Here is an 11,608-nt window from a genome sequence, read left to right as displayed (position 1 = left end):
ATTTAGTCCTGCGGTGAGGCCTGATTCCGCGCGAAATCCTGAAGCTGCGGATAGAACAACCGAAAATCCTCGCTCAACGGCTCATAGAGCTTGACCAGTTCCGTCATCGCCCCCGCCAGTTCCTCCGGCCGTGACAAGCGCCGGGAAATGCCGCGCAGCACCTGCCCGATCACCTCGAATTCCTGATAGGACCCCAGCCAGTCATCCGCCGCCATGAACGGTGCGATATGCGCCAGGCGTCCCGGCAGTTGCGGTTCGGCGGCGAGGACCTGGTAGACCCGGGAGGTGAAGTCCATCAGCGGCCCCTCACCGTACAGCGTCCAATCCCGGGCCAGGCAATGGTCGAAAAACACATCGAGCACGATCCCGGCATAACGCCGTCGCACCGTGGAAAAGCGCGACAAGGCGATATCCACCAACGGATGACGATCGGTGTACATGTCGATGCGTCGATGCAGGGCGATCGCCGCTTCGATCTGCGGTTCGAATTGCCCTTGCAGCGGCCCTTTGACGAAATCGCCATAGAGGCTGCCGAGCAGTTGTTCCCGGCCAGGGCCGCCGAGGTGCAGGTGCGCGAGGTAGTTCATGGCGGGCAGCTTAGCACCACCGCGCCCATATCGTTATAACCCGATATAGCGATTTGTTCGGAGTTCAGATCAAATACATATTGGTATATCGCGAAATAACGATTTAAGGTTCGCCTCATCGCGATATAGCGTTTTACTCACCCCGAGCCTGCCACCATGACCCTCGACCTCGACGAAATAATAAAAGCCCTGGCGCACCCAGTACGGCGAGACATCCTCAACTGGCTCAAGGACCCCACGGTCCAGTTTCCCGAGCAGTTGCACAACCATGAATTCGGCATCTGTGCCGGCCAGATCGACCAGCGTTGCGGCCTGTCGCAATCCACGGTCTCCGCGCATCTGGCGGTGCTGCAACGGGCCGGGTTGATCACCAGCCAGAAGGTTGGTCAGTGGCACTTCTTCAAACGTAACGAGGAATTGATCCAGCAGTTCCTCCAGCAAATGAGCCAAGAGCTCTGACCTGACAAGGATTCGACATGCCCCTTTCCCTCTTCATCCTGGCGCTGAGCGCCTTCGCCATCGGCACGACGGAATTCGTCATCATGGGCTTGTTGCCCGACGTGGCGGCGGACCTCGGCGTGTCGATTCCCGGCGCCGGCTGGCTGGTCACCGGCTACGCCCTGGGCGTGGCCATCGGTGCGCCGTTCATGGCCCTGGCCACCGCGCGGCTGCCGCGCAAGGCCGCGCTGGTGGCGCTGATGGGGATCTTCATCATTGGCAACCTGCTCTGCGCCGTCGCCAGCGACTACGACGTGCTGATGTTTGCACGAGTCGTCACCGCCCTGTGCCACGGTGCGTTCTTCGGCATCGGTTCGGTGGTGGCGGCCGGCCTCGTAGCGCCTAACAAGCGTGCCTCGGCCGTGGCTCTGATGTTCACCGGCCTGACCCTGGCCAACGTGCTTGGCGTACCGCTGGGCACCGCGCTGGGCCAGCAAGCCGGCTGGCGTTCGACCTTCTGGGCGGTAACGATCATCGGCGTAGTCGCCCTGATCGGCCTGATCCGTTTCCTGCCGGCCAAGCGCGACGAAGAAAAACTCGACATGCGTTCGGAGCTGGTGGCGCTCAAGGGAGCGGGCCTGTGGCTGTCGTTGAGCATGACCGCGCTGTTCTCCGCCTCGGTGTTCACCCTGTTCACCTACGTCGCCCCGCTGCTGGGTGAAGTGACCGGCGTATCGCCCCGTGGCGTGACCTGGACCCTGGTGCTGATCGGCCTGGGCCTGACCCTGGGCAACATCATCGGCGGCAAGCTGGCGGACAAGAGCCTGGCGAACACGCTGATGGGCGTATTCCTGACCATGGCGGTGGTGTCCACCGTCTTGAGCTGGACCAGCGTTGCGCTGATCCCGACCGAGATCACGCTGTTCCTCTGGGCTACCGCCTGTTTCGCCGCGGTGCCGGCACTGCAGGTCAACGTGGTGACCTTCGGCAAAGACGCACCCAACCTGGTGTCCACCCTGAACATCGGCGCCTTCAACATCGGCAACGCCCTGGGCGCCTGGGTCGGCGGCAGCGTCATCGACCATGGCCTGGGCCTGACTTCCGTACCCCTGGCGGCGGGCGCGCTGGCCGTGCTGGCGCTGCTGGTCACCCTCATCACTTTCCGCCAGGGCGGCCATGCCGACCTGGCACCTGCCACTCACTGACTTTTAATCCTTCACTTTTGCGAGGTTGTACTTCATGGCGACAATTTTCGACCCCATCAAACTCGGCGACATCGAGCTGAAGAACCGCATCATCATGGCCCCGCTCACTCGCTGCCGTGCTGACGCGGGCCGCGTACCCAACGCCTTGATGGCCGAGTACTACGTGCAACGCGCCTCCGCCGGCCTGATCCTCAGCGAAGCCACGTCGGTGACGCCGATGGGCGTGGGCTACCCTGATACGCCGGGCATCTGGTCCAACGATCAGGTACGCGGTTGGGCCAACGTGACCAAGGCGATCCATGGCGCTGGCGGCAAGATCTTCCTGCAGCTCTGGCACGTGGGCCGAATCTCCCATCCTTCCTACCTGGATGGCGAGCTTCCAGTGGCGCCGAGCGCCATCCAGCCCAAGGGCCACGTGAGCCTGGTGCGTCCGCTGGCCGACTATCCGACGCCGCGCGCACTGGAAACCGCTGAAATCGCCGACATCGTCGATGCCTACCGCGTCGGTGCGGAAAACGCCAAGGCTGCCGGTTTCGATGGCGTGGAAATCCACGGCGCCAACGGTTACCTGCTCGACCAGTTCCTGCAAAGCAGCACCAACCAGCGCACCGACAACTACGGTGGATCTCTGGAAAACCGCGCGCGGCTGCTGCTCGAAGTGACCGATGCCGCCATCGAAGTCTGGGGCGCCGGCCGGGTTGGCGTGCACCTCGCACCGCGCGCCGACTCCCACGACATGGGCGACGAGAACCGCCTGGAAACCTTCAGCTACGTGGCTAGCGAGCTGGGCAAGCGTGGCATCGCGTTTATCTGCTCCCGCGAGAAAGAAGGTGATGACAGCATCGGCCCGCAACTCAAGCAAGCCTTCGGCGGCCCTTACATTGCCAACGAACGCTTCACCAAGGACAGTGCCAATGCCTGGCTGGCAGAAGGCAAGGCTGACGCCGTGGCGTTTGGCGTGCCGTTCATTGCCAACCCGGACCTGCCGGCACGCTTGAAAGCCGACGCGCCATTGAACGAGCCGCATCCGGAAACGTTCTATGGAAAAGGCCCGGTAGGCTATATCGACTACCCTGTCATGTAAGTACACACGGCTCTACATGAAAAAGCCTCGGCATCGAAAATGCCGAGGCTTTTTCATGTCTGGAAAAGCTCCCCACTACAACCGCCCTCAGCAACAAAGTTAAGACACATCATAAAACAACCCAAACAACCGACACTCTGGATCGACCACCTGAAACCAGCTAATAATAAAACCGCTGAGACAGTGACACACCCACTTATTTCACTGCCCACCAACAAAGCACTTAAACATTAAATAGCCAATGCAGATCCAACTGCATCGGCAACTGCACTCATGGAAGAGCCCACATGAATGACTTCAAACGCTTCACCCTGGCTGCCGCACTGGCGCCCGTATTCATTACCAGCGCCTTGGCCGATACTGCCGTACTTGTCCAGGTTACGAACAACACTTCGAACACCTTGAGATTGAAATATCTTTCGGTTCTTCCACCCGATTACCCTACTTCGGGTTACGACGTATCGCCACACAACCTGCGCAATATCAACATACCTTTTCAGCGGACATACACTTATCCGACGTCCGGCTGGCAACCGACATTAAGAAAAGTCTCGCCTGTCCAATTCGATCTGACCTATGAAGTCAACGGCCACATTTGCCAACTTGCCACTCGACTCGAAGTTCCGATTATTCCCGGCTGGTCGGAGCCCAGCTATGCCCCTCACTGGAGCAAAGCAGTTAACAGCGCCGGCAATAACAACTACAGTTGCAACGCGGTCATATCGCAGAAAATGCCTGAAGTGCCGTTCAACTACACCATTAAGCTGACCATCGACGAAAACAACCCGACCTGATCAGGCTAACCCGCATGCATGCCAGGGAGAACACCTGACCGAGACGCGATTTAACCAACAGGCAACAATTTCCCTACAAAATAGCCGCCTCGCCGCCTGTCAAAAACGCCGCCGCGGCTATATAAAGTACCCCGCAGGGATCAAGCCCAGCGGGGTACGTTGGGATCGACTATTGACACAAACCGACTCAATTACGCATTTTGTTTCATTTGCGCAGGCTAGGGCTCAAGTGCAGCATGTCCAGCCCGGTGTCCACCCAGCGCTCCGCTTCACCCGCCAGTGCGAAACTGTCGGGAGCCAGGAGCCACTGGTAGAGGATGCCGTCAATGTAGGCATGAATGGCCACCGCCGCCCTTTCGGGATCCAGTTCATCCGGCAACTGGCCGCGTTTCATCGCATTGCGCAGCGACAGCGCAATACGCACATTACAGTCGAGGCTGACCTGCCGCCGCTGCTGGCGCAGGTCACACATTTCATCGGTGAACTCGCATTTATGGAAAAGAATTTCGTTGATGCGTCGGGTTTTCGGGTCCAGGGCCACCTGCTGGAACAACCGCACCAGCAGTTTGCGTATGCATCCCAGGGGATCGACCTCCTCTTCGCTCTCACTGGCGCGGGCCAGTTCATCGAGCGGTTCATGCAACGTATCGAGCATGGCCTGGAGCAGGTCCGCCTTGTTGCTGAAATGCCAGTAGATGGCGCCCCGCGTCACACCGGCGAGCGTCGCGATGTCAGCCAGCGTGGTACGCGCCACGCCTCGCTCGAAGAACGCTTTTTCGGCCGCTTCGAGTATCTGGCTGCGAGTCTCCAGAGCCTCCTCTTTGGTACGACGGACCATGGCAGTAAACACCTCAATCAGGATGCGCAAGCGATGCGTAAGGTTCAGCATGACAATCCATGAGGCAGTGCCCATCGAAATGCGTCCCCGATTCGCATCGGCCTTTGTAAGGCTTTTGTAAATACGGATGGTACGCAATTTTGCTGTTTACAAACAACCGTGTACGTAAGTATATTTCTTAGCATCCTACTAATTGCTTATCTTGCTCTTTTTTACCTTTCCACTTTCGAGCGCCTGTTGCGCGCCTGGACCCGAGGATTTCCATGCAATTCAAGCCAGCTGTTACCGCTCTGGTCACTGCCATCGCCCTGGCATCGCTGCTCAGCGGATGCAAAAAGGAAGAGGCTGCCCCAGCACCTCCACCTCCTCAGGTCGGCGTCGTAACCCTCAAGACCCAGCCGTTTACCCTGGTTTCCGAATTGCCGGGCCGCACCAGTGCGTTCCGTGTCGCGGAAGTGCGCCCGCAGGTCAACGGCATCATTCTCAAGCGCTTGTTCAAGGAAGGCGCCGACGTCAAGGCCGGCCAGCAGCTCTACCAGATCGATCCGGCCGTCTATGAGGCAACCCTCAAGAGTGCGGAAGCCAACCTGCGCTCCACCAAGTCGATTGCCGACCGCTACCAGCAACTGGTCAACGAACAGGCCGTGAGCCGCCAGGAATACGACACCGCCGTGGCCAATCGCCTGGAGTCGGAAGCCAACCTGCAGACCGCGCAGATCAACGTGCGCTACACCAAGGTCTATGCGCCGATTTCCGGTCGTATCGGTCGTTCATCAGTGACCGAAGGTGCGCTGGTGAGCAATGGCCAGACCGATGCCCTGGCGACCATCCAGCAACTGGACCCGATCTACGTTGACGTGACGCAGAGCTCGGTCGAGCTGCTGCAGCTGCGCCGCGAGCTGGAAAGCGGCCGCCTGCAAAAGGCTGGCGACAACGCGGCGATGGTCAAGCTGACCCTGGAAGACGGCAGCCAGTATCCGCACGAAGGCAAACTGGAATTTTCCGAAGTCTCGGTTGATCAGACCACCGGCTCCGTGACCTTGCGCGCCGTGTTCCCCAACCCCGACCACACCTTGCTGCCGGGCATGTTTGTCCACGCACAATTGCAGGCCGGTGTGAACAGCGCGGCGATCCTTGCACCACAGCAAGGCGTGACCCGCGACCTCAAGGGCATGCCGACCGCCATGGTCGTGGGTGCCGATAACAAGGTCGAACTGCGCCAGCTCAAGGCCAGCCGTACCGTAGGCAGCCAGTGGCTGATCGAAGATGGCCTGAAGGCCGGCGATCGCCTGATCACCGAAGGGTTGCAATACGTCCGACCAGGTGTGGAAGTCAAGGCCACCGAAGCCACCAACGTTGGTGCCAAGAACCCGGCCCCCGCCCAGGCAGCTGACAAAGCCGCCGGCGGCAAAGGGGAGTAAACCATGTCGAAATTCTTTATCGACCGTCCGATCTTTGCCTGGGTAATCGCCCTGGTGATCATGCTGGTCGGCGCCCTGTCGATCCTCAAATTGCCAATCAACCAGTACCCGAGCATCGCGCCACCGGCCATTGCGATCCAGGTGACCTACCCGGGTGCGTCCGCGCAAACCGTGCAGGACACCGTCGTGCAGGTCATCGAGCAACAGCTCAACGGTATCGACCACTTGCGTTATGTGTCATCGGAAAGTAACTCCGACGGCAGCATGACCATCACCGCGACTTTCGAGCAGGGCACCAGCTCCGACACCGCTCAGGTCCAGGTCCAGAACAAGCTGAACCTGGCCACCCCGCTGCTGCCGCAAGAAGTGCAGCAACAGGGCATCCGCGTGACCAAGGCGGTGAAGAACTTCCTCATGGTGATCGGCGTGGTGTCGCGCGATGGCAGCATGACCAAGGACGACTTGGCCAACTACATCGTGTCCAACCTGCAGGATCCGATCTCCCGTACCGCCGGTGTCGGTGACTTCCAGGTCTTCGGTGCCCAGTACGCCATGCGCATCTGGCTCGACCCGGCCAAGTTGAACAATTTCAACCTGACCCCGGTGGACGTGAAAAACGCCATCGCCGCGCAGAACGTCCAGGTCTCGTCCGGTCAACTCGGCGGCCTGCCTGCCCTGCCCGGCCAGCAACTGAACGCCACCATCATCGGCAAGACCCGCCTGCAGACCGCCGAGCAGTTCAAGGCGATCCTGCTCAAGGTCAATCCGGACGGCTCGCAAGTGCGCGTCGGCGACGTCGCCGATGTCGGCCTGGGCGGCGAGAACTACAGCATCAGCGCTCAATTCAACGGCGCCCCGGCGTCGGGCCTGGCGGTAAAATTGGCCAACGGCGCCAACGCCCTCGACACGGCCAAGGCCCTGCGCAAGACCATCGACGATCTCAAGCCGTTCTTCCCGCAAGGCGTGGAAGTGGTGTTCCCGTACGACACCACGCCGGTGGTGAGCGAGTCGATCAAGGGTGTGGTTGAAACCCTGGTCGAAGCGGTCGCGCTGGTGTTCCTGGTGATGTTCCTGTTCCTGCAGAACTTCCGCGCCACCATCATCACCACGATGACGGTGCCGGTGGTGTTGCTGGGTACCTTCGGCATCCTTGCGGCGGCCGGCTTCAGCATCAACACCCTGACCATGTTCGGCATGGTGCTGGCCATCGGCTTGCTGGTGGACGACGCCATCGTCGTGGTGGAAAACGTCGAACGGGTGATGAGCGAAGAAGGCCTGTCGCCCAAGGAAGCCACCAAGAAATCCATGGGCCAGATCCAGGGTGCGTTGGTGGGTATTGCGCTGGTGCTGTCGGCGGTGCTGTTGCCGATGGCGTTCTTCAGCGGTTCCACCGGCGTGATCTACAAGCAGTTCTCCATCACCATCGTCTCGGCCATGGCCCTGTCGGTGCTGGTCGCTCTGATCTTCACCCCGGCGCTGTGCGCCACCATGCTCAAGCCGATCCCCAAGGGGGAGCACGGCACGCCGAAACGTGGCTTCTTCGGCTGGTTCAACCGCAATTTCGACCGTGGCGTTCGCAGCTACGAACGTGGCGTGGGCAACATGCTCAAGCGCAAGGCTCCGTACCTGCTGGCCTATGTGCTCATCGTGGTTGGCATGGTCTGGCTGTTCACCCGCATCCCGACGGCATTCCTGCCGGAAGAAGACCAGGGCGTGCTGTTTGCCCAGGTGCAGACACCGGCCGGCTCCAGCGCCGAGCGCACCCAGGTGGTGGTGGACAAGATGCGCGAGTTCCTGCTGCGTCCAAGCAAGGACGGCGGCGAAGGCGATGCCGTGGCCTCGGTGTTCACCGTGACCGGTTTCAACTTCGCCGGTCGTGGCCAGAGCTCCGGCATGGCCTTCATCATGCTCAGGCCGTGGGAGGAGCGTAACGCCGACAACAGCGTGTTCAAGCTCGCCGCCCGTGCCCAGCAGCACTTCTTCACCTTCCGCGACGCAATGGTGTTCGCCTTCGCCCCGCCGGCCGTACTGGAACTGGGTAACGCCACCGGTTTCGACGTGTTCCTGCAAGACCGCGCCGGCATTGGCCACGACAAGCTGATGGAAGCCCGCAACCAGTTCCTGGGGATGGCCTCGCAAAGCAAGATCCTCTCCCAGGTACGTCCGAACGGCCTGAACGACGAGCCGCAATACCAGCTCGAAATCGACGACGAGAAGGCCAGCGCGCTGGGCATCACCTTGTCGGACATCAACAATACCTTGTCGATTGCCCTGGGCAGTAGCTATGTGAACGACTTCATCGACCGTGGTCGGGTGAAAAAAGTGTACGTGCAGGGTCAGCCGGGCGCTCGCATGAGCCCCGAAGACCTGAAGAAGTGGTACGTGCGCAACAGCGCCGGGACCATGGTGCCGTTCACCGCGTTCGCCAAGGGTGAGTGGGTCTACGGCTCGCCGAAGCTGGCACGCTACAACGGCGTCGAAGCGATGGAAATCCTCGGCGCCCCGGCCCCGGGCTATTCCACCGGTGAAGCCATGGCCGAAGTCGAAGCCATCGCCAAGAAACTGCCGGCCGGCGTCGGCATTTCCTGGACAGGCCTGTCGTACGAGGAACGCCTGTCGGGTTCCCAGGCGCCAGCGCTGTACGCGTTGTCGTTGCTGATGGTATTCCTGTGCCTGGCAGCGCTGTATGAAAGCTGGTCGATTCCGATCGCGGTCATGCTGGTGGTGCCCCTGGGGATCATCGGGGCCCTGATGGCGACCAGCCTGCGCGGCCTGTCCAACGACGTGTACTTCCAGGTGGGCTTGCTGACGACCATCGGCCTGGCGGCGAAGAACGCCATCCTGATCGTCGAGTTCGCCAAGGAACTCCATGAACAGGGCCGCACGTTGGTGGAGGCCGCCATCGAAGCCTGTAGGATGCGTCTGCGGCCGATCATCATGACGTCCCTGGCGTTCGTCCTCGGCGTGGTTCCTCTGGCAATTTCCACCGGCGCCGGCTCGGGCAGCCAGCACGCCATCGGTACCGGCGTGATTGGCGGTATGCTCACCGCGACGATCCTGGCAATCTTCTGGGTGCCCTTGTTCTTCGTGACGGTGTCGTCCATCGGTCGTCGGAAAAATATCGACCAGGACAACACTCCTGAAACTTCTAAAGAGGCTGGCCAATGAGCAAGTCGCTACTTTCCCTGACCATCGCCGCCGTCGTGCTCAGCGGTTGCTCGCTGATCCCCGATTACCAGCGGCCCGAAGCACCGGTCGCCGCGCAGTACCCGCAAGGCCCGGCCTACGAGCCGGCCAATGCGCCCGGCCAGGCCGCCGCCGAGCAGGGCTGGAAGCAATTTTTCCATGACCCGGCGCTGCAACAGCTGATACAGGTCGCCCTGGAGAACAACCGCGACCTGCGCGTCGCCGCGTTGAACATCGACGCCTACGCCGCGCAATACCGTATCCAGCGGGCGGACCTGTTCCCGGCAGTCTCGGCCACCGGCTCCGGCAGCCGCCAGCGGGTACCGGCACGGGCTTCGCAAACCGGCGAAGCGGCGATCAGCAGTTCCTACTCGGCAACACTGGGGATCAGCGCCTACGAGCTGGACCTGTTCGGTCGCGTCCGCAGCCTGAGCGAGCAAGCGCTGCAAAGCTACTTCGCCACCGAAGAAGCCCGCCGCAGCACGCAGATCAGCCTGGTGGCCAACGTCGCCAACGCCTACCTGACCTGGCAGGCCGACAAGGAACTGCTCAAGCTGACCCAGGAAACCCTGGGCACCTACGAGCAGAGCCTGAAACTGACCTCGCGCAGCGCCGAAGTCGGCGTGGCCTCGGCCCTGGACCTGAGCCAGGCGCGTACGGCGGTGGAAAACGCCCGCGTGCAACTGGCCCGCTACACCCGCCAGGTGGCCCAGGACGAAAACAGCCTGACCTTGCTCCTGGGCACTGGCCTGCCGGCGAACCTGCACACCCAACCACTGAGCGATGACCTGCTCAGCGAAGTGCCGGCCGGCTTGCCATCGGACCTGCTGCAACGTCGTCCGGACATTCTCCAGGCCGAACGCAACCTGCTCGCCGCCAACGCCAACATCGGCGCCGCGCGGGCCGCGTTCTTCCCGAGCATCAGCCTGACGGCCAACGCCGGCACCCTGAGCCCGGACCTGTCCGGCCTGTTCAAGGGCGGTTCGGGCACCTGGACTTTCGCGCCGCAGATCAACCTGCCGATCTTCAACGCCGGCAGCCTGCGGGCGAGCCTGGACTACGCCAAGGTCCAGAAAGATATCAACGTCGCGCAGTACGAGAAGTCGATTCAGACGGCGTTCCAGGAAGTCTCCGACGGCCTGGCCGCGCGCCAGACCTACAACGAGCAGTTGCAGGCCCAGACCGACTTCGTCGCCGCCAACCAGGATTACTACCGCCTGGCCGAGCGTCGCTACCGCATCGGTGTCGACAGCAACCTGACCTTCCTCGACGCCCAGCGCCAGTTGTTCAGTGCACAACAATCGCTGATCACCGACCGCCTTGCGCAACTGACCAGCGAGGTCAATCTGTACAAGGCCCTGGGCGGTGGCTGGAATGCCGAGACGGGCAAGAACGAACCGGTGGCGGAGAAAGCGCCGGAGACGAAGTTGTTCTGATTTGATGCGCTGAAAACACGAAGCCCACCGAAAGGTGGGCTTTTTGTTGGGGCCTGCTTTTACAACGACTGGGTTAACGCGGGTCGACGATATCCAGTGCTCGATTGGCCAATAACTCACTCAAGTCAATCATCTGCGCCACGCCGAGCGCGACATGCCGCCGCGAGCCTTCCAGATCGAACGCCAGGTCGTTGAGCATGGCATTGGCCGAGGCCTGGGTTTCGCTGAGATTTGCCAATAGACACTCGGTGTCGAGGGTATCGATGACGGTGAACACTTGATTTGAGGTTTTGGGTTTTGGATCAGGGTGGGTGCCCAGATGGTAATCGAGGGCTCGGTCTGCGGCTTCCTGGAGTTTTTGTGGATCGGGGTCGTTGTAGGGGAAGGTGCTCTCTGATGGCGAAGAAGGATGATGTTTTTTCATGACGGCGCTCCTGCATCAAGTGCAGCCCCAGACATTGGGTCCGGGCGCTGGCGCCTAACAAATTCGGCGGGCTTGCAGTCCCGGTCGCTGAGTTGGCAGCGACATGAACAAGCTAGAGATACCGCTTCCGAGCAGCAACCTTAAAACCTCGTCGGAAAAGTCGTCGCGTCTGTCAGACCGGCCACAAACCTTGTG

Annotated in this window: 10 protein-coding genes; 7 read left to right on the top strand and 3 right to left on the bottom strand. The window is 61.0% G+C overall.

Annotation, left to right across the window (positions count from 1 at the left end):
• Window positions 1-2: 2 nt before the first annotated feature.
• Entirely contained in the window at window positions 3-587 is a 585-nt protein-coding gene (locus tag OC610_RS12425) for an acyl carrier protein phosphodiesterase (protein ID WP_264428025.1), read from the bottom strand.
• 156 nt (window positions 588-743) lie between these two features.
• On the opposite strand from OC610_RS12425, the gene OC610_RS12420 reads away from it, so the two are divergent.
• From OC610_RS12420 to OC610_RS12405, 4 genes are all read left to right on the top strand, one after another.
• On the top strand, window positions 744-1,046 hold the full coding sequence (locus tag OC610_RS12420; RefSeq protein ID WP_264428024.1) for an ArsR/SmtB family transcription factor: 303 nt from the start codon (window positions 744-746) through the stop codon (window positions 1,044-1,046).
• A 17-nt stretch (window positions 1,047-1,063) separates the two neighbouring features.
• Window positions 1,064-2,230 carry an MFS transporter gene (locus OC610_RS12415; protein WP_264428023.1) on the top strand — a complete coding sequence of 389 codons (1,167 nt, stop codon included), beginning with the start codon at window positions 1,064-1,066 and terminating at the stop codon, window positions 2,228-2,230.
• 34 nt (window positions 2,231-2,264) lie between these two features.
• Window positions 2,265-3,314 carry an alkene reductase gene (locus tag OC610_RS12410; RefSeq protein ID WP_264428022.1) on the top strand — a complete coding sequence of 350 codons (1,050 nt, stop codon included), beginning with the start codon at window positions 2,265-2,267 and terminating at the stop codon, window positions 3,312-3,314.
• A 287-nt stretch (window positions 3,315-3,601) separates the two neighbouring features.
• Complete coding sequence (locus OC610_RS12405; RefSeq protein WP_264428021.1) at window positions 3,602-4,108, top strand: hypothetical protein; 507 nt, start codon at window positions 3,602-3,604, stop codon at window positions 4,106-4,108.
• A gap of 205 nt (window positions 4,109-4,313) precedes the next feature.
• Here OC610_RS12405 and OC610_RS12400 read toward each other — a convergent pair whose 3' ends face one another.
• Entirely contained in the window at window positions 4,314-4,946 is a 633-nt protein-coding gene (locus OC610_RS12400) for a TetR family transcriptional regulator (protein WP_264428026.1), read from the bottom strand.
• A gap of 263 nt (window positions 4,947-5,209) precedes the next feature.
• Between OC610_RS12400 and OC610_RS12395 the strand changes: the two genes are divergently transcribed.
• From OC610_RS12395 to adeC, 3 genes are read left to right on the top strand one after another with little or no spacing between them, the layout of a single operon-like run.
• A complete protein-coding gene (locus OC610_RS12395; protein ID WP_264428020.1) occupies window positions 5,210-6,367 on the top strand; it encodes an efflux RND transporter periplasmic adaptor subunit in 1,158 nt (385 codons plus the stop codon).
• 3 nt (window positions 6,368-6,370) lie between these two features.
• A complete protein-coding gene (gene emhB, locus OC610_RS12390) occupies window positions 6,371-9,535 on the top strand; it encodes an efflux RND transporter permease subunit EmhB (protein WP_264428019.1) in 3,165 nt (1,054 codons plus the stop codon).
• The gene (gene adeC / locus OC610_RS12385) at window positions 9,532-10,989 is read left to right on the top strand and encodes an AdeC/AdeK/OprM family multidrug efflux complex outer membrane factor (RefSeq protein WP_264428018.1); all 1,458 of its coding nucleotides are present in this window, start codon (window positions 9,532-9,534) and stop codon (window positions 10,987-10,989) included. The genes emhB and adeC overlap by 4 nt, the downstream gene beginning before the upstream one ends.
• 73 nt (window positions 10,990-11,062) lie before the next feature.
• Here adeC and OC610_RS12380 read toward each other — a convergent pair whose 3' ends face one another.
• The gene (locus OC610_RS12380) at window positions 11,063-11,413 is read right to left on the bottom strand and encodes a DUF6124 family protein (protein ID WP_264428017.1); all 351 of its coding nucleotides are present in this window, start codon (window positions 11,411-11,413) and stop codon (window positions 11,063-11,065) included.
• Between the last annotated feature and the right edge of the window lie 195 nt (window positions 11,414-11,608).

This window comes from Pseudomonas agronomica, from assembly GCF_025917275.1.
In the GTDB taxonomy this organism is placed as follows: domain Bacteria; phylum Pseudomonadota; class Gammaproteobacteria; order Pseudomonadales; family Pseudomonadaceae; genus Aquipseudomonas; species Aquipseudomonas agronomica.
Note: the sequence above shows the minus strand (reverse complement) of the source record. Positions and strands in the feature narration are given on the sequence as shown.

Excerpts from the sequence above, each read along its gene's own strand:
- OC610_RS12415 (WP_264428023.1), top strand. The coding sequence starts at position 1,064 with ATGCCCCTTTCCCTCTTCATCCTGGCGCTGAGCGCCTTCGCCATCGGC.
- adeC (WP_264428018.1), top strand. The coding sequence starts at position 9,532 with ATGAGCAAGTCGCTACTTTCCCTGACCATCGCCGCCGTCGTGCTCAGC.
- emhB (WP_264428019.1), top strand. The coding sequence starts at position 6,371 with ATGTCGAAATTCTTTATCGACCGTCCGATCTTTGCCTGGGTAATCGCC.
- OC610_RS12395 (WP_264428020.1), top strand. The coding sequence starts at position 5,210 with ATGCAATTCAAGCCAGCTGTTACCGCTCTGGTCACTGCCATCGCCCTG.
- OC610_RS12420 (WP_264428024.1), top strand. The coding sequence starts at position 744 with ATGACCCTCGACCTCGACGAAATAATAAAAGCCCTGGCGCACCCAGTA.
- OC610_RS12425 (WP_264428025.1), bottom strand. The coding sequence starts at position 587 with ATGAACTACCTCGCGCACCTGCACCTCGGCGGCCCTGGCCGGGAACAA.
- OC610_RS12380 (WP_264428017.1), bottom strand. The coding sequence starts at position 11,413 with ATGAAAAAACATCATCCTTCTTCGCCATCAGAGAGCACCTTCCCCTAC.
- OC610_RS12405 (WP_264428021.1), top strand. The coding sequence starts at position 3,602 with ATGAATGACTTCAAACGCTTCACCCTGGCTGCCGCACTGGCGCCCGTA.
- OC610_RS12410 (WP_264428022.1), top strand. The coding sequence starts at position 2,265 with ATGGCGACAATTTTCGACCCCATCAAACTCGGCGACATCGAGCTGAAG.
- OC610_RS12400 (WP_264428026.1), bottom strand. The coding sequence starts at position 4,946 with ATGGTCCGTCGTACCAAAGAGGAGGCTCTGGAGACTCGCAGCCAGATA.